The organism is Sulfitobacter sp. EhC04 (genome assembly GCF_001650875.1).
Classification (GTDB): Bacteria; Pseudomonadota; Alphaproteobacteria; order Rhodobacterales; family Rhodobacteraceae; genus Sulfitobacter.
Window position 1 is genome coordinate 226,713 of record NZ_LXYI01000009.1, and the last position, 17,466, is coordinate 244,178.

The 17,466-nt window shown below is 62.9% G+C and carries 15 protein-coding genes; 8 read left to right on the forward strand and 7 right to left on the reverse strand.

Translation table 11 applies throughout. The annotated features are described in order from the left end of the window. Window positions 1–38 precede the first annotated feature (38 nt). Complete coding sequence (gene hppD, locus A8B82_RS05380; protein WP_067289175.1) at window positions 39–1,148, reverse strand: 4-hydroxyphenylpyruvate dioxygenase; 1,110 nt, start codon at window positions 1,146–1,148, stop codon at window positions 39–41. A gap of 144 nt (window positions 1,149–1,292) precedes the next feature. On the opposite strand from hppD, the gene A8B82_RS05385 reads away from it, so the two are divergent. Next, a complete protein-coding gene (locus tag A8B82_RS05385) occupies window positions 1,293–1,748 on the forward strand; it encodes an Lrp/AsnC family transcriptional regulator (protein WP_067289512.1) in 456 nt (151 codons plus the stop codon). 19 nt (window positions 1,749–1,767) lie between these two features. Then, window positions 1,768–3,684 (forward strand): cation:proton antiporter domain-containing protein, encoded by a 1,917-nt coding sequence (locus A8B82_RS05390; protein ID WP_067289179.1) that lies wholly within the window; start codon window positions 1,768–1,770, stop codon window positions 3,682–3,684. 780 nt (window positions 3,685–4,464) lie between these two features. Here the strand turns inward: A8B82_RS05390 and cobT are convergent. Beyond that, window positions 4,465–5,478, reverse strand: a complete 1,014-nt coding sequence (gene cobT, locus A8B82_RS05395; RefSeq protein WP_067289182.1) for a nicotinate-nucleotide--dimethylbenzimidazole phosphoribosyltransferase — start codon at window positions 5,476–5,478, stop codon at window positions 4,465–4,467. Window positions 5,479–5,558: 80 nt separating this feature from the next. Between cobT and cobS the strand changes: the two genes are divergently transcribed. Then, window positions 5,559–6,344, forward strand: coding sequence for an adenosylcobinamide-GDP ribazoletransferase (cobS, locus tag A8B82_RS05400; protein WP_082899152.1), 786 nt, complete (start codon window positions 5,559–5,561; stop codon window positions 6,342–6,344). Between the two features lie 58 nt (window positions 6,345–6,402). Here the strand turns inward: cobS and A8B82_RS05405 are convergent, their stop codons facing one another. The 5 genes from A8B82_RS05405 to A8B82_RS05425 all read right to left on the reverse strand — a co-directional run bounded on the left by A8B82_RS05405 (window position 6,403) and on the right by A8B82_RS05425 (window position 11,549). Then, window positions 6,403–6,915, reverse strand: coding sequence for a CarD family transcriptional regulator (locus A8B82_RS05405; RefSeq protein ID WP_067289183.1), 513 nt, complete (start codon window positions 6,913–6,915; stop codon window positions 6,403–6,405). 318 nt (window positions 6,916–7,233) lie between these two features. Next, the gene (gene fdxA / locus A8B82_RS05410) at window positions 7,234–7,572 is read right to left on the reverse strand and encodes a ferredoxin FdxA (protein ID WP_067289186.1); all 339 of its coding nucleotides are present in this window, start codon (window positions 7,570–7,572) and stop codon (window positions 7,234–7,236) included. A 52-nt stretch (window positions 7,573–7,624) separates the two neighbouring features. Beyond that, window positions 7,625–8,011: an RNA-binding S4 domain-containing protein gene (locus A8B82_RS05415; RefSeq protein ID WP_067289188.1), complete on the reverse strand. Its 387-nt coding sequence runs from the start codon at window positions 8,009–8,011 to the stop codon at window positions 7,625–7,627. After that, entirely contained in the window at window positions 8,012–10,957 is a 2,946-nt protein-coding gene (locus A8B82_RS05420; protein ID WP_082899153.1) for a helicase-related protein, read from the reverse strand. A 34-nt stretch (window positions 10,958–10,991) separates the two neighbouring features. After that, a complete protein-coding gene (locus tag A8B82_RS05425; protein WP_138069680.1) occupies window positions 10,992–11,549 on the reverse strand; it encodes a tetratricopeptide repeat protein in 558 nt (185 codons plus the stop codon). A 74-nt stretch (window positions 11,550–11,623) separates the two neighbouring features. Between A8B82_RS05425 and A8B82_RS05430 the strand changes: the two genes are divergently transcribed. The 5 genes from A8B82_RS05430 (at window position 11,624) to A8B82_RS05450 (ending at window position 17,445) form a co-directional block, all read left to right on the forward strand. Beyond that, the gene (locus A8B82_RS05430; protein WP_067289193.1) at window positions 11,624–11,914 is read left to right on the forward strand and encodes an SCP2 sterol-binding domain-containing protein; all 291 of its coding nucleotides are present in this window, start codon (window positions 11,624–11,626) and stop codon (window positions 11,912–11,914) included. Next, window positions 11,914–12,861, forward strand: coding sequence for an alpha/beta fold hydrolase (locus A8B82_RS05435; RefSeq protein WP_067289196.1), 948 nt, complete (start codon window positions 11,914–11,916; stop codon window positions 12,859–12,861). The genes A8B82_RS05430 and A8B82_RS05435 overlap by 1 nt, the downstream gene beginning before the upstream one ends. 28 nt (window positions 12,862–12,889) lie before the next feature. Next, the gene (locus A8B82_RS05440; RefSeq protein WP_067289199.1) at window positions 12,890–13,903 is read left to right on the forward strand and encodes a ligase-associated DNA damage response exonuclease; all 1,014 of its coding nucleotides are present in this window, start codon (window positions 12,890–12,892) and stop codon (window positions 13,901–13,903) included. Beyond that, window positions 13,900–15,498, forward strand: a complete 1,599-nt coding sequence (locus A8B82_RS05445) for an ATP-dependent DNA ligase (RefSeq protein WP_067289201.1) — start codon at window positions 13,900–13,902, stop codon at window positions 15,496–15,498. Before A8B82_RS05440 ends, A8B82_RS05445 begins: the two co-directional genes overlap by 4 nt. A gap of 123 nt (window positions 15,499–15,621) precedes the next feature. Beyond that, window positions 15,622–17,445: a M3 family oligoendopeptidase gene (locus tag A8B82_RS05450; protein WP_067289204.1), complete on the forward strand. Its 1,824-nt coding sequence runs from the start codon at window positions 15,622–15,624 to the stop codon at window positions 17,443–17,445. Window positions 17,446–17,466 lie beyond the last annotated feature (21 nt).

Sequence of the window (17,466 nt, forward strand, 5' to 3'; positions counted from 1 at the left end):
GCAGGCCCGCCCCTCATCATCATTCCGGCATGCGCCGCTCAGGAGGCTTTCAATTCGCCGCTGTCGAGTTGTTCCTGCTCGATGCTTTCGAACAGCGCCTTGAAGTTCCCCTCGCCGAAGCCGTCATCGCCCTTGCGTTCGATGAATTCGAAAAAGATCGGGCCGATCACGGTTTTCGAGAAGATTTGCAACAGGATGCGTGTTTCGCCCCCCGGTTTGCCCTCGACGTCCACCACGCCTTCGCCGTCGATCAGGATGCCGTGTTTCTGCATCCGGTCCAGCGGCTCTTCGTGGCCGGTCACGCGGTCCTTGCTCATGATATAGTAGGTCTCGGGCGGGCCGGGCATGAACTGCACGCCCTTGTCGGCAATGGCATCGGTGGCGTCATAGATGTCGCGCGCGCCAACGGCGATGTGCTGAATCCCCTCGCCCTTGTATTTCTTGAGGTAGGCCACGATCTGGCCCTTCTCGTCGCGGTCCTCGTTGATCGGGATGCGGATGCGGCCACAGGGCGAGGTCAGCGCGCGACTGGTCAACCCGGTGAACTTGCCCTCGATGTCGAAAAAGCGGATTTCGCGGAAGTTGAACAGGTCGCCGTAGAACTTGAACCAGACGTCCATGTTGCCTTTGAACACGTTGTGGGTCAGGTGGTCGAGATAGTAGAACCCCACGCCTTCCGGCTTGGATTGCGCGATCCAGTCGTATTCCCAGTTGTAGGGCGAGGTGTCGTAGTACTGATCCACGAAATAGAGCAGCGATCCGCCAATCCCCATGATTGCAGGCACGTCCAGCACCTTGCCGTCTCCGGTATATTCCTCGGCCCCGTTGGCGAGCGCATGTTCAAGTGCGCGTTTGGCATCGACCACGCGCCAGCCCATCGAGGGGGCGCAGGGGCCGTGTTTGGCCACGAAGCTGGCGGCAAAGCTGTCAGGATCGGCATTCAGCACATAGGTGATGTCACCCTGCTGCCAAAGCTCGATCTTCCTGGTCTTGTGGTTGGCCACATGGGCATATCCCATACGGGCAAAGAGGTCGCGCAATTCCTGCGGGTTTTCCGAAGCGAATTCGACAAACTCGAACCCGTCCGTGCCTGCGGGGTTCTCGGCGGTGATTTTCGATTTCGGTGCGTCGTGCGGGAAAGGTCCCATGAGAAGCCTCCTCTACAAGTGTGAAACTGTTGGAAGCAAGATACGTTCCGATGCCTGCCAATGCTGCGCATAATTGGGAAAGGTTCTGGCAATTTCCACGCAAATGCCGCATGATCCATCCATATCACGCGGGAAATGCGCATCATGCTGGATGATATCGACACAAGATTGCTGGCCGCCCTGCAGCGCGACGCCCACCTGACCGCGCAGGAGTTGGGAGAGGCGCTGAACCTGTCCCCCTCACAGGCAGGCAGGCGGCGGCAGCGGCTGGAAAGCGAAGGCTATATCCAGGGCTATACCGCCCGGCTGGACCCGGTGCGCCTGGGCCTGAACGTACAGGGGTTTGTCCAGGTCCACCTGGGCACCCATGGCCCGGACCATTCACGAAGTTTTGCGCGACTTATGGCCAGTCGGGCCGAGATAGTGAGCGTCTGGACCATGACGGGGGATGCGGATTACCTGCTGCGTGTCTATTGTGAGGACTTACCCAGCCTGAACCGGCTGATTCACGAAGTCTTGCTGCCGCATCCCGCTGTTTCCAGGGTGCACAGCCAGATCGTGATGGACCAGCTCAAACGCGATGGGCCCTTGCCCACCTGACCCTTTTGAAAGGACCCCCATGGAAGGTTTCCTGTTCCAGGCCTCGATCTATCTTGCAGCTGCGGTGATTGCGGTGCCCATTGCGGCGCGTCTGGGGCTGGGATCGGTGCTGGGGTATCTGGCGGCAGGCATCCTGATCGGCCCGGTGCTGGGCCTTGTCGGGTCCGAGACAAAGGACTTGCAGCATTTCGCGGAATTCGGCGTTGTGATGATGCTGTTCCTGATCGGGCTTGAGCTTGAGCCCAAGGCGCTGTGGGACATGCGGCACCGGCTGCTGGGGCTGGGGGGTCTTCAAATCATCCTGACCACGGCCGCTCTGATGGGTGTCGCGATGGCATATGGCCAGCCGTGGAACGTGTCGCTGGCGGTCGGGCTGACGCTGGCACTGTCCTCGACCGCGATCGTGTTGCAGACCCTGTCCGAGAAAAACCTGATGCAGACAGGCGGCGGGCGCAGCGTCTTTTCGGTGCTGCTGACCCAGGACATCGCGGTGATCCCGATCCTGGCGCTGCTGCCGCTTCTGGCCAGTGGCACGGTCGGTGGCATCCTGCCGGACGGGTCGATTTCGCTCAATCCCGAACAGGTGGATGCGGCCCATGGCGCGGAAGCGGGCGAACATGGGCCTGCTGCCGCAACGGCTGCCTTCGACTTTGTCCAGGGCCTGCCGGGCTGGGGCATCACGCTGGTCACCATCGGGGCGGTCCTGTCGATCATCATCGTCGGCGTGTTCTTTACCCGCCCCGTTTTCCGCTTCATCCACTCCGCCAACCTGCGCGAGATGTATACCGCGCTGGCCCTGCTGATCGTCGTTGGCATTTCATTTCTGATGATGGTGGTGGGCCTGTCCCCGGCACTGGGTGCGTTTCTGGCGGGCGTGGTTCTGGCCTCGTCCGAGTTCCGCCACGAGCTTGAGACCGACCTTGAACCCTTCAAGGGCCTGCTGCTGGGCCTGTTCTTTGTCACAGTGGGGGCCGGGATCAACTTTGAGCTGCTGTTCAGCAAGCCGATCCTGCTGGTCGGGATGGCGGTGCTGGTCATCGTGGTCAAGGGGCTGATCCTGGGCGTGCTGGGGCGTATCTTCCGGCTCAGGGGGCGGGACCAGTGGCTGTTTGCCCTTAGCCTCGCGCAAGCGGGCGAATTCGGCTTTGTGCTGGTCAGCTTTTCGGTCGCCACCGGGGTCATGCCAAACGCGATAGCAGAGACATTGCTGCTGGTGATCGCGCTGTCGATGCTGATCACGCCGCTGCTGTTCATTCTATATGACCGGATCAGCAGGCGCATGGACGTCAAACACGGCCCCCTCACCCCGGATGAGATCGACGAATCCGGGCCGGTGATCATTGCCGGCATCGGACGGTTCGGCCAGATCGTGAACCGGCTGGTGCAGGCCAGCGGGTTCCAGACCGTGGTGCTGGACCACAACCCCGACACGATCGCGGTGATGCGCCGCTTTGGGTTCAAGGCGTTTCTGGGCGACCCGACCCGCCCCGACATCCTGCGCAAGGCCGGTCTGCGCGAGGCCAGCGTGCTGGTCGTCGCGCTGGATGATCAGAAATCGGCACTGCAACTGATCACCTATGCCCGCAAGGAACGGCCCGATCTGCATATCGTGGCCCGCGCCCATGACCGCACCGACGTCTACCGCCAGTATCAGGCCGGTGCCGACGACATTGTACGCGAGATGTTCGACAGCTCTCTCAGGGCCGGCCGCTATGTTCTGGAAAATCTGGGCCTGTCCGAATACGAGGCCGCCGAGGCGCAGCGCATGTTCTATGCCCATGACCGCAAGTCGGTGCGCGAACTGGCGGCCCTCTGGCGTCCGGACATCGACCCCTCGCAGAACAAGGCCTATGTAACCCGTGCAAAGGAATTGCAGAAGGACCTCGAAACCGCTTTTCTCAACCGTGGCGACGAGGACGAGAAAAAGCGCGCTTAAAGCGCCCCGCCTTAAACTTGAATCGCCGATACCCTGCCGCGCTTCGCGCTCTCGGGACATCGGCGATACGGAGTGTATCAGGTTAAAGGCGGGACGCTGTAAAAAGCGATCCGGGATATACTTGGATCACTTGTTCGCTGTCTCTCCCTTCGGTCGAACGCGAAAAGTGATGTGCGGTGTTGCAGGTTTGTCCCGATACGCTGTGGGTGTAAGACAAACCGGGCGTTGTGTCACATCCCTGGGCCAGAGCGCGGCGCTACGTCCGATGGTCGGGGCGGGGCCAAGCGGTCAGTCGTGAGAATGCCGCGAAGGGCGGGATCGAGCCGCCTCCACCGCCGACATCAAGCACAAGCCGGGCCGTCGCCTGCCCGGGGTGGGCGATCCTGACCTTTGTCCATGCCACTTGATTTCTCAGCCATGATGATACCTCTCAGAGTCATACCCAGCCTCACCAAATCGCCCGCCCGACCGGCGGGCAGGCGATGGCCCGGCGCCTTCGGCTTGATTCCGGGCTTTGGTTCCCAGTGATCAAGCGGCAGTTTTGTCCCGCACGGCAGCCCCTCGCGCACCCCGCGTCGAAAGGCCGGTTTGGGTTAGAATTGCCTGGCACTTCATTCTAAAGCGCCCCGCCTTAAACTTGAATCGCCAATACCCTGCCGCGCTTCGCGCTCTCGGGACATCGGCGATACGGAGTGTATCAGGTTAAAGGCGGGACGCTGTAAAGCAGCGCCAGGTGAGTCTGGTCTTTCCGAAAGCGCCATCGGCGCACGTTCCCGGGGTTCAGCCGTCGCTGACACCCGCCTGCGCAAAGGTCGCCATCCCGGTATGACAGGCCAGCGCCGCCTTGAGCACGGAAATCGCAAGCGTCCCGCCCGAGGCTTCCCCCAGCCGCAGACCCAACTGCAACAACGGCTCCTTGCCCAGCGCCTGCAACAGGCGCTCATGGCCGCCTTCGGCGCTCAGATGGCCCGCGACTGCATGATCCAGCGCACCGGCCTGGGTATGTTCAAGGCACAGGGCCGCCGCACAGCAGATGAACCCGTCCAGGATCACCGGGATGCGCAGGCTGCGGGCCCGCGCCATCGCACCGGCCATCCCGGCCAACTCGCGCCCGCCCAGGCGGCGCAGGGTCTCCAACCCGTCACCCTGTCCGCCATGCAGGGCCACGCCCGTGCGCACCACCTCTGTCTTGACCGCCAGTGCTGCATCGTCAACCCCGGTGCCGCGCCCGGTCCAATCCGCCGCGTCGCCGCCCAGCAGCGCAGAGGCCAGCGCGGCGGCACTTGTGGTATTGGCGATGCCCATCTCGCCCACCACCAGCAAATCGGCGGATGCATCCACTGCGTCCCAACCTGCGGCAAGGGCGGCGACAAGCTCGGCCTCCTCCATCGCCGGACCCGCCGTGAAATCTGCCGTAGGCCTGTCGAGGTCCAGCGGCACAGCCGTCATGGAGGCCCCCACCACCCGCGCCAACTGGTTGACCGCCGCGCCACCCGCCTGAAAGTTCAGCACCATCTGCGCCGTCACTTCCGCAGGGAAGGCCGACACGCCGCGCGCCGCAACACCGTGGTTGCCCGCAAAGACGATGACCTGGGGCGCTGCAATCCCGGCCCTTTCACCGCCGCGCCAGCCACGATACCACTGCGCCAGATCCTCCAGACGTCCCAGCGATCCGGGCGGCTTGGTCAACTGGCCGTTGTGATCCGCCGCCGCTGCAAGGGCCGCCGCGTCCATGGCCTCGGGCTCGGACAAAAGATCGCGGAACGCAGAGAGGCTTGCAAAAGGCTGGGTCATGGGCATGCTCGACTTGAATGATGAATTGCCCCTGTCTATCGACAGCGCCTGGCGGCGGAAAGGGCACAAGGGGCTGAATTTTGGATAGAAGCGATATTCCCGGATGGCGGCAGGCGTTCCAGCCCGGTGACCTTGCCATCGCGCTGGGGCTGCTGACCCGCCTGCCCCTGCCCATGCGTGCCTTTCCCGCGCCGGACAGCCGCCCGGCCGCGCAGGCCGCCTGGGCCTATCCGCTGGTTGGTCTGGTAGTCGCTGTCGCGGGCGTGATCCTGGCCTGCCTGCTGGATGGTCTGGGCCTGCCCGCCCCGGTGCAGGCGCTGTTCGTGATCGCCGTGACGGTCATGCTGACCGGTGCCATGCACGAGGACGGGCTGGCCGATTGTGCCGATGGGTTCTGGGGTGGCTGGACCCGTGAGCGGCGGCTGGAAATCATGAAGGACAGCCAGATCGGCACCTATGGGGTGATCGCCCTTGCGCTGACGCTGATCCTGCGCTGGCAACTGATCACACTGCTGATCGGGGCCGGGGCGCTGGCGGCGGCGCTGATCCCGGCGGCAATGGTGTCGCGCGCCGCCATGGTCTGGACGATGGCGCGCCTGCCCCATGCCAGGGACACGGGCCTGTCACGGCAAACCGGGAAACCTGCGCCGCCTGCCCTGATGGGGGCTGTTGTCATCGGATCATGTGCCGCCCTGTTCACCGCAGGTTGGTTTGCAACGATCCTTGTCAGCGTCCTGCTGACCCTCGCAATGGGCCTGCTGGCACGGGCCAAGATTGCGGGCCAGACCGGCGATGTGCTGGGGGCCACACAGCAGATTGTCGAAGTCGGCTGCCTGCTTTCGATCTGCGCGTTCACCCTGAGCTGAAATGCAAAACGCCGCGCCCCCGGCGGGGACGCGGCGCAATTCTGTACCTCAGACCGGATCAGGCCGCGACGCGGCTGTCCAGCACGTCGCCAACCTGTTTGGCTGCTGCGTTTTCATCGCCACCGCTGACAGCGGCCACTTCACGGGTCAGACGCTCAAGTGCCGCTTCATAAAGCTGGCGTTCGGAATAGCTCTGCTCGCGCTGGTCATCGGTGCGGTGCAGGTCGCGCACGACCTCGGCAATCGCAATCAGGTCGCCGGAATTGATCTTTTGCTCGTATTCCTGGGCCCGGCGCGACCACATGGCGCGCTTGACCTTGGCCTTGCCCTTGAGCGTCTTCATCGCATGGGTGATCACGTCAGGCGACGACAGCGCACGCATCCCGATCTCGGTCGCCTTGTGGGTCGGCACACGCAGGGTCATCTTGTCTTTCTCGAATGAAATCACGAACAGCTCCAGCGAGATGCCGGCGACTTCCTGCTCCTCGATCGAGATGATCTGCCCGACGCCATGGGCGGGGTAGACAACAAACTCATTGGGGCGGAAATCAAGCTTTTTCGATTTGGTCATGTGGCGGCTCCTGAAGCGCGGGGATCTCCCGCTGTTGATTGCGGTGCTGAACCGACGGTCAAACGTGCATTCGGCCTGCGGCGGTCTCTTGCCACATCCGGCTGCGCTTGATCGTGGAATGGTGTTTTAAACCCCTGATGGCGGCAGAAAATTTGAAAGTCCGCATCGGAAGTGATTGACCGTCATTGTCAGCGTTGCTGCATCATAGCACAAAAATAGGGCATCCGAAAGGTGACCCCTGGTAAACTTGACGCGTGACATTAAATAACAATGGATTACAGGTGTTTCTTCATGTTGCACATGAAGAAACTTTGCGAATCACCCGCCCTCGCCGGGACTTTCCGAGAAGTACTTTTCCAGCTTGCCGGATTCACCATCGCGTTCCTCTGCCTCGGGCAGCGGGTCTTTCTTGGTGATGATCACCGGCCAAAGCTCTGAATACTTTCGGTTAAACTCCACCCACTTTTCCATATCCGGCTCTGTGTCCGGGCGGATCGCATCGGCAGGACATTCCGGTTCGCAGACGCCGCAATCAATGCATTCATCCGGGTGGATGACCAGCATGTTCTCACCCTCATAGAAGCAATCCACCGGACATACCTCGACGCAGTCGGTGTATTTGCAGGCAATGCAGGCATCGTTCACGATATAGGTCATGCGGGGATCTCTGTCAGGGTCGCTCGGGGTCTGAGTAAATCAGCACAGGGGATCATTCAAGGTGCCGGGACTTAGAAAGATCAAGCATGCGGCGGTCCTTCTTTGTCGGGCGACCTTTTCCGTCAAAGGCCGGATTTTCAGGCATCTTGTCCTCTGATCGGGGGGCTGGCGGGGACATATCGGTGTAAAGCGCCTGCGCCTCGACAGCCGGGCCGCGCCTTGTGCCCAATGCCTCCACCCGGATCACGCGAATATGATCCCCGGTGGCGAAGGTCAGCACATCACCCGGGCTGACCATGCTGGCCCTTTTTGTCGTGACCGCCCCGTTTATCCGCACCGCCCCGTCAGAGACCCGCGCCGCCGCCAGCGACCGGGTCTTGAAGAACCGCGCCTGCCACAGCCATTTGTCCACGCGCAGTTTCGGCGCGGGGTCTGACATTTACTTGTTGTCCTTCAGCCCCATGAGGGCTGCGGCAAAGGGGTTGTCCGGGTCGATCGGCTTTTCCTTCTTGGGCGGTCGCGCCGAGAAGTTCTGCGCCTTGGCCCCCTTGTCACCGCGCGGCGCACCCTTGCGGGGCTTGCCCTTGCCCTTGGGCCGGTCGCCCCCGGCCGCGCCGCGCCGCTGGTTGTTGTTGGCACGCGGGGCGCGGCCCCAGGTGAAGGTGTAAAACACCTCTGTTTCGGGGGCTGCGATGCTGGCGTCAGCGGCGGTCCCCTGCGGCGTTTCCCCTTCGGATACCTGCGGGATGTGTTCCTCCGCTTTCGGCACCTCGGGCGCATCCTCTGCCACCGGGGCGATGCCGTCGGCAGGTATATCGGCCACAGGTTCCGGCACGTCAGCGGGGTCCGCCGCTGCGGGGTCTGCCGTGATCCCGCCTGCGGGTTCTTCCGCCGCCACATCCATCACCGGCTTGTCCGGCGCGTCGTCGGTGGCGGCATCGCTTGCTGATTTCTCCGGCACTTGCGTGTCGGCAGCTTCGTCCATCACTTTATGCGTGCCATCCTTGGGCGTTGTCATATCGACCGGTTTCACCTTTTCCCGCTCGCCCTTTTCGGCCTTGTAGCCAAGACCTTGCATCAGCTCGGAAAATTGCTCCAGCGTCATGCCGGTGATCGACAGCATGTCTGCCTTGGCCTCGAATCCGCCGCGCGAATCCTCGCCGCGCAGCATGTCGGCCAGCCGTTCCAGCATGTCGATACGGATCGCACGCGCGCCCGCATTGCGATAGCCGGCCATCGTGTCGGCCCCTTGCGGCGCGTCCACCTCGACCGGGATCGTGACCAATCCGGGAGGGGGCGATTCAGGGAATTCATTCAGCCCCTTGGCCAGGGACCACAGCACCAGCCGCAACCGTGTGGGGGCAGGCTTCAGCAGCAACGGCATGAAGATGGTGAACTGGCCGAAACGAATACCATGTTTGCGCAGCGCGCCACGGGCATCCTGATCCAGCGCTTTCACATCCTCGGCAACCTGAGCACGGGGGATGATGCCGAAATTCTCGACCAGTTGAAAGGCAAAGCCCTTGGCCAGACCCGTCAGCGCCTCATCCCGTGCCAGCGCCAACAGAGGCTCGAACAGGGCGGCAATCTTGCGGTCGATGAAATGCTGTAACCGGCGCTGCACCTTCTGGGCAACCTCCGCCCCGGCCACGTCATCGACGAAAACCTCAACCTGGGGTTTGAGCGCGTCACCACCCGGCACCAGCTTGCCCACCGCCGCATTGCCCCACATGAGGCCGCCCTGCTCGGTATAGTCGATTTCCGTATCAGGGGCGTTGTAGAACCGATCCGCCCGCAGATGAAACTGCGGGGCCAGCGCCTGAAGAGCGGCGGACTTGATGGTCTTTTCCTCAGCCCCGCCTGCACCCTTGTCGGCGCGGAAACGGAACCCGTCCAGCTTGCCTACGTATTCGCCTTCAACAGTCACTTCACCGGTCTCGTTTACATCGGCCACCATGGCTTCCTTTTGTCCCAGCCGGCGCAAAAGCACGGATGTGCGCCGATCTACAAATCTTTGGGTCAGACGTTCGTGCAAGGCGTCCGACAGTCGGTCTTCTACGACACGGGTGGCCCCGCGCCAATGACTTTCGTCGCCCGTCCACCCTTTGCGTTGCGCCACATAGGTCCATGTGCGGATAAACGCCAGTCGCTTTGACAACGCATCAATGTCCCCATCGGTTCGATCTATGCGTTTGATTTGTCGCGCCAGCCAGTCATCGGGGATCTGGCCGGACTGGTGCAGGTCGCAGAAAATGCGTTCCAGAAGGTCGGCATGTTCGGCGTGGCTGATGCCGCGAAAATCGGGAATGCGGCAGACGTCCCACAACAATTTCACCGACGGCCCATCGCTGGCGCGGGCGAACACCTCTGTCACCTGCCCCAGCGCCTTGAGCGCGCGCAGATCGTCTGCCTCGCGCGCCCTGACCAGGCGTTCATCCTCGGGCTTCGCCTCCAGCGTCTGGATCAGCCGGTCGATGGACCCGAATTGCAGCGCGTGGTTGCGCCAGTTGATCTTGTTCTGGGGGGTGAACTGATGATCCATGATCGCCCGCGCCACGCCATCGTCCAGTGCAGGCGCATCGCCGGTGGTGCCGAAAGTGCCCGATTTGAACCCGCGCCCGGCGCGGCCCGCGATCTGCGCCAGCTCATTGGGGGCAAGCGGGCGCATCCGGCGGCCATCGAATTTCGACAGGCTGGAGAACGCGACATGATCCACATCCAGGTTCAGGCCCATCCCGATGGCATCTGTCGCCACCAGGAAATCAACCTCGCCGTTCTGGTACATATCGACCTGCGCATTGCGCGTGCGCGGCGAAAGCGCGCCCATCACCACCGCCGCACCGCCCTTCTGGCGGCGGATCAGCTCGGCAATCGCATATACATTCTCAACCGAAAACCCGACAATTGCGCTGCGCGGGCGCATTCTGCTTATCTTTTTCTGACCTGAATAGATCAATTCGGACATCCGCTCGCGATGCATGAACTGCACCTTGGGCACCAGCGCCGCAATGGTGCCGCGCATGGTGTCCGAGCCCATGAAAAGCGTCTCGTGCTGCCCGCGCATGCGCAGCAGGCGGTCGGTAAAGACATGGCCGCGCTCGGGATCGGCACAAAGCTGAATCTCGTCCACCGCGGCAAAATCGGTCCCCATGCCCTCCGGCATGGCTTCGACCGTGCAGACCCAATACTGGGTGCGCGGCGGCACGATGCGTTCCTCCCCCGTGACCAGCGCCACCACCGAGGGGCCGCGCAATGCCACGATCCGGTCATAAACCTCGCGCGCAAGCAGGCGCAGCGGCAGGCCGATCACCCCGGTCCGGTGCGCCAGCATCCGCTCAATGGCATAGGTCGTCTTGCCGGTATTGGTCGGGCCCAGAACGGCCACGATCCTTGCGTCACGCTCCAAGAAATGTCTCCGATCAGAGTTCGCGCCCGATCCCGTCGCGCTGCAGCCGTGTCAGCGCCTCGCCCGCGTGAGGATGGTGGGGATAAAGGGCCAGCACACGCCGATAAAGCTCGGCAGCGCGATGCAGGTTGCCGAACTCCTGAACCATGACGGCAAAACCGAAAATCGCCTCGAAATGCTGGGGGTTAAGGGCCAGGGTCCGCTCCAGATCGGCAAGCGCGGGGCCATATCGTTCTGCCCGGAAAAACGCCTCTGCCCGCGCGTGATAGCCTTCGGCGAAATCCGGCGCATGATCGGTCAGCGCGGTGAAATGATCAATCGCCAGCGCATAGTCTTCCTGCTCCATCGCATCGCGCCCCCGCTTGAGCAGCAGGTCCATTGCGGCAGAGCCGGACCGCCCCCAGGTGGTCTCCACCTCGCGGGCCACGCGGCGGGCCTCGCCCTCGGGCGCAGTGCGCAGCTTCTCCAGCAGTTCGGGGGGCACGGTTTCCGCCACAGTCATGCCACTAAGCAACACTAGTGTGCCAAGTGCCGTAAGGTGACGTTTGAGGTTGACGCTGAACATACGCATAACAAAAGTGAATGTAACAGGCTGCCGCCGCAAATCCAGACGTGTCGGAGCCAATTTGACAAAAAGGGCCCGAAATGAGCGATATTGTGAACCAAGCCGTTGTGATCCTGAACGAAAAGCTGAACGCGGCTGATTTTGACGGCACCGCGAAGTTCGACATCCAGGGTGAAGGCGCGATCATGATGGACAGCACCGGTGCGCGTGCCGGAGATGAGCCCGCGGATGTGACCCTCAGCGCTGACGCCGACACCTTCCAGTCGATCATCGAGGGCGATACCAACCCCACTGCCGCCTTCATGTCCGGCAAGCTGGCCGTGGATGGCGACATGGGTATGGCAATGAAACTGGCCGCTGTCCTGGCCTGATGCAACTGGAACCCGCCCCCCTGTTTACGGATGTGATGCCGGGGCCTGACGGCGGTCAGGCCCATTGGGCCATGACCTCCGACGGCAAGCGGATCAGGGTGGGTTCCTGGCCATTGGACCATGCGCGCGGCACCGTGCTGCTGTTTCCCGGCCGCACCGAATATATCGAGAAATACGGCGTGACTGCCCGTGAACTCGCCGCGCGCGGACTGGCGACGATGACCGTCGACTGGCGCGGCCAGGGGCTGGCCGACAGGTTGATCGACGACCCGCTTGTGGGTCATGTGGGGGCATTCTCCGACTATCAAAAGGACGTCTCTGCGATGATGCGCGCCGCGCGCGAGCTTGGTCTGCCCCGACCCTATTTCCTGCTGGCCCATTCCATGGGCGGCTGCATCGGGCTGCGCGCCGTGATGGAGGGGCTGGGGGTTCAGGCCGCCGCCTTTACCGGGCCGATGTGGGGCATCTACATCAAGCCGCAGCTGCGCTTTATCGCCGGTGTTCTTGCGCGCAACATGCCACGTCTGGGACGGGGGCTCAGCCTGCCGCCCGGCACGGTCAAGGAGCCTTATGTTCTGACCGCGCCATTCGACGACAACATGCTGACCACCGACGCGCAGATGTACGACATGATGCGTGACCAGCTGCGCGCGCATCCCGAACTGTCCCTGGGCGGCCCCAGCTACATCTGGCTGCGCGAGGCGCTGGCCGAGACCGCGCATCTGGCAGGCCGTGCGGCCCCCAGCCTGCCCGCCGTCACATGGCTGGGCAGCAAGGAACGCATTGTGAATACACCCCATGTGCATGCCCGGATGGAAAGCTGGAAAGGCGGACGGCTGGAAATGGTAGAGGGTGCCGAGCATGAGGTCCTGATGGGGTCCGACAGCCAGCGCAGCGCCATCATGGACGGCATGGAAAAGCTGTTTCTGGGCACGGTGACTCGCTAAGGCGCAGCGGCCAGCTATATTGCCCGCCATGGCACGCACACCTGTTCTGACATTCACCGAAAATGGCATCTACTGCCCGGCCGGCGATTTCTACATCGACCCGTGGCGGCCAGTGGACCGCGCGCTGATCACCCATGGCCACGCCGATCACGCCCGCAGCGGCATGGGGTCTTACCTGGCAACCCATGCCGCCCTGCCCGTCATGCGCCACCGCCTGGGCGAAATCCGGGCAGAGGGCATCGCATTTGGCGAGGGCCGCCGGATCGGAGGGGCCGAGGTGTCCTTTCATCCCGCAGGGCATGTGCCGGGGTCCGCGCAGATCAGGGTCGCTGTGGGCGGAGAGGTCTGGGTGGCCTCGGGCGATTACAAGCTGGTCGACGACGGGTTCACCGAACCTTTCGCGCCGGTGAAGTGCCATCATTTCATCACCGAAAGCACCTTTGGCCTGCCGGTGTTCCGCTGGGCACCCCAGCGCGATGTCGCCGCCCAGATCAACCACTGGTGGGCGACATGTGCCGCAGCGGGCAAGACCGCCTTCCTGGGGGCATATGCCCTGGGCAAGGCGCAGCGCCTTTTGTCGATGCTGGACCCGCAGATCGGCCCGATCCTGACCCATGGCGCGCTCGAAGCGACCAATGCGGTGTTGCGCGATCAGGGGCTGACACTGCCCGCCACGGTCCACGCCACGGCAGAGCTTAATCCAAAAGACCATCCAGGCGCGATCGTGGTGTCACCGCCCTCCGCGCTTGGCAGCAAATGGGCGCGGCGGTTCGGCCCGCAGGAAAGCGCCTTTGCCTCCGGCTGGATGGCCCTGCGCGGCGTGCGCCGCCGCCGGGCGGGTGACCGGGGTTTCGTGATTTCGGACCATGCCGATTGGTCCGGGCTGCTGACCGCCATCAAAGATACAGGCGCTGAAAACATATATGTGACACATGGTTACACAGATGTCTTCACCCGTTACCTGAACGAAAATGGCTGGCAGGCACAGGTCATCCCGACACAATTCGAAGGCGAGGCCCTCGAGTCAGGAGAGGCGACATGAAACGCTTTGCCGCCCTCTTCAACACCATCGACCAAAGCACAAGGACAAACGTGAAAGTTGCTGCATTGGCCGATTACTTCAGCGACGCGACGGATGCGGACCGCCTGTGGACAATCGCCCTGTTCTCTGGCCGCAGGCCCAGACGCGCGGTCACCACCACCCGCCTGCGTGAATGGGCGGCCGAGGAGGCGGATATCCCGCTGTGGCTGTTCGAGGACAGCTATGCCATCGTTGGCGATCTGGCAGAAACCATCGCGCTGGTGCTGCCGCCGAACCCCTCCAGCGACAACCGGTCGCTGACACACTGGATCACCGAACTGCGCGGTCTTGCCGAGGTGGCGGAGCCGCAGCGCAAGGCCTTTGTGCTGGCCGCATGGGCCGCGCTGGGCGGCACCGAACGGTTCCTGTTCAACAAGCTGATCACCGGCGGCTTCCGGGTCGGCATCAGCCAGAAGCTGATGACCCGTGCCCTGGCACGCGCCACCGGCATGCCGGAAACCGAACTGGCGCACCGGTTGATGGGCAACTGGCACCCCGATGATACCACCTGGCACGCGCTGATCGAGGCGGCGGATGCCTCTGCCGATGCCTCGCGGCCCTATCCGTTCTACCTTGCCTACGGGCTGGAGGACGGACCGGAAAGCCTGGGCGACCCCGACCACTGGCGCGCGGAATGGAAATGGGATGGGATCAGGGGCCAGCTGATCCTGCGCGACGGCGATTATTACGTCTGGTCGCGCGGCGAAGAGCTGATGACAGACCGCTTCCCCGAGCTTGCCCGCACCATCGACCACCTGCCGCCGGGCACGGTGCTGGACGGCGAATTGCTGGTCTGGCTGCCGGGCAGCGACACCCCGGCCTCCTTCAACGCCTTGCAGGCCCGGATCGGCCGCAAGACAGTGCCGAAAAAGCTGCTGGCCGAGGCACCCGTGGTCCTGCACGCCTATGACCTGCTGGAATGGCAGGGCGAGGACATCCGCCACCACCCCTTTGCAACCCGCCGCGCCCTGCTGGAGGAGGCCTGCGCCGACCTGCCCGCCGATGCGCCCCTTCGCCTGTCGCCGCAAATCCCTTTCGGCTCGTGGGCCGACCTTGCCACACACCGCGCCGCCGCGCGCGACGCACAGGCAGAGGGGTTGATGCTCAAACGCGCCGACAGCCCCTACCTTGCCGGGCGCAAGAAAGGCGACTGGTGGAAATGGAAGCTGGACCCGCTGACCATCGACGCGGTGATGATCTATGCGCAGTCAGGTTCGGGGCGGCGGGCCAATCTGTTCACGGACTTCACCTTTGCGGTCTGGAACGGCAACGACCTCGTGCCTTTCACCAAGGCCTATTCCGGCCTGACCGACGCCGAATTCCGCCAGATCACTGCCTGGGTGCGCAAGAACACGCTGGAACGCTTTGGCCCGGTCCGCAAAGTGACCCCGCATCATGTCTTCGAGATCGCCTTCGAAGGCATCCAGCCCAGCCCGCGCCACAAGTCAGGGGTCGCCCTGCGCTTTCCCCGGATGAAACGCTGGCGCCAGGACAAACCCCTGCAAGAGGCGAACACCCTCGACGATCTGAACGAGATGCTGCGACAATACGGCTGATCCTCTCTTTTTGGCCTCAAATATTCCTCGGTGGGGGTTCGGGGGAGGCAGACAGCCTCCCCCGCCTTGTCCCCGCGCGTCACGCGCCTTAGGTAGTGTGCAAATCAACACGAGGTCACTCACATGTTTCAGCTTCCCTTCCCCGTCCACGATGCCAACGCCACCGGCGGCAACAAGAACCTGGGCGACCTGCCGGAGTGGGACCTGAGCGACCTTTACACCGGCGAGGACGCAGCCGAACTGAAGCGCGATCTCGACTGGCTGGAAGAGGCCTGCGCAAGTTTTGCTGCCGACTACGAGGGCAAGCTGGCCGATCTCGACGCCGCCCGGTTGCTCGACTGCGTGCTTCGCAATGAAAAGATCAACCAGATCGCCGGGCGCATCATGTCCTTTGCCGGGTTGCGCTACTATCAGCTGACCACCAATGCGGGCCGGGCAAAATTCATGTCCGACCTTCAGGAAAAGATCACCAATTTCACCACGCCGCTGGTGTTTTTCACGCTGGAACTGAACAAGCTGCCCGACGACCACCTGGACAAGCTGCTGGCGCAGAATGCGGATCTGGCGCGTTACAAGCCCGTCTTTGACCGCATCCGCGCGATGAAGCCCTACCAACTGTCGGACGAGCTGGAACATTTCCTGCACGATCTGGGCGTTGTCGGCGACGCCTGGGAGCGCATCTTTGACGAGACCATCGCAGGGCTGGAATTCGAGGTGATGGGCGACACCCTTGGCATCGAGGGCACGCTGAACCTGCTGACCGACCCCGACCGCGACACCCGCGAGGCGGCAGCCCGCGCGCTGGCAGAGGTGTTTTCCGACCGGATCAAGACATTTGCCCGCGTGCACAACACCCAGGCCAAGGAAAAGGAAGTCATCGACCGCTGGCGCGGGATGGAGACAGCCCAGACCGGTCGCCACCTCAGCAACCACGTCGAACCCGAAGTGGTCGAGGCGCTGCGCAACGCCGTGGTCGATGCCTATCCGCGCCTCAGCCACCGCTACTATGAATTGAAACGCAAATGGCTGGGTCTGGACAAGATGCAGGTCTGGGACCGCAACGCCCCCCTGCCGATGGAAGACCCCCGCATCGTCGACTGGGCGCAGGCCGAAAAGACGGTGATGGAGGCCTATACCGCCTTCGATCCGCGCATGGGTGAACTGGCCGAGCCGTTTTTCCGCAAGGGCTGGATCGACGCGGGCGTGAAGCCGGGCAAGGCGCCGGGCGCCTTTGCCCATCCCACCGTGACGGACGTTCACCCCTATGTGATGCTGAACTACCTTGGCAAACCGCGCGACGTGATGACGCTGGCGCATGAACTGGGCCACGGCGTGCATCAGGTGCTGGCGGCGGGACAAGGCGAGATGCTGTCCTCCACCCCGCTGACACTGGCCGAAACCGCCTCTGTCTTTGGCGAGATGCTGACCTTCCGCAAGATGCTGGACGGGGCCAAATCCCAGGCGGAACGCAAGGTCCTGCTGGCGGGCAAGGTCGAGGACATGATCAACACGGTTGTGCGCCAGATCGCCTTTTACGATTTCGAATGCAAACTGCACGCGGCGCGCCGGGGCGGGGAGTTGACCCCCGATGACATCAATGCGTTGTGGATGAGCGTTCAGGGCGAGAGCCTTGGCCCCGCCTTTGAATTCATGGACGGATACGAGACCTTCTGGGCCTATATCCCGCATTTCGTGCATTCGCCCTTCTACGTCTATGCCTATGCCTTTGGCGACGGTCTGGTGAATGCGCTTTACGCGGTCTACGCCGAGGGCGAGGAAGGCTTTGAAGAGAAATACTTCGACATGCTCAAGGCAGGCGGTTCCAAGCACCACAAGGAGCTTTTGGCCCCCTTCGGGCTGGATGCGTCTGACCCCGCGTTCTGGGACAAGGGGCTGTCGATGATCGAGGGTTTCATCGACGAGCTGGAAGCGATGGAAGAGGCCTGAACAGGAAAAGGCGAAAAAATG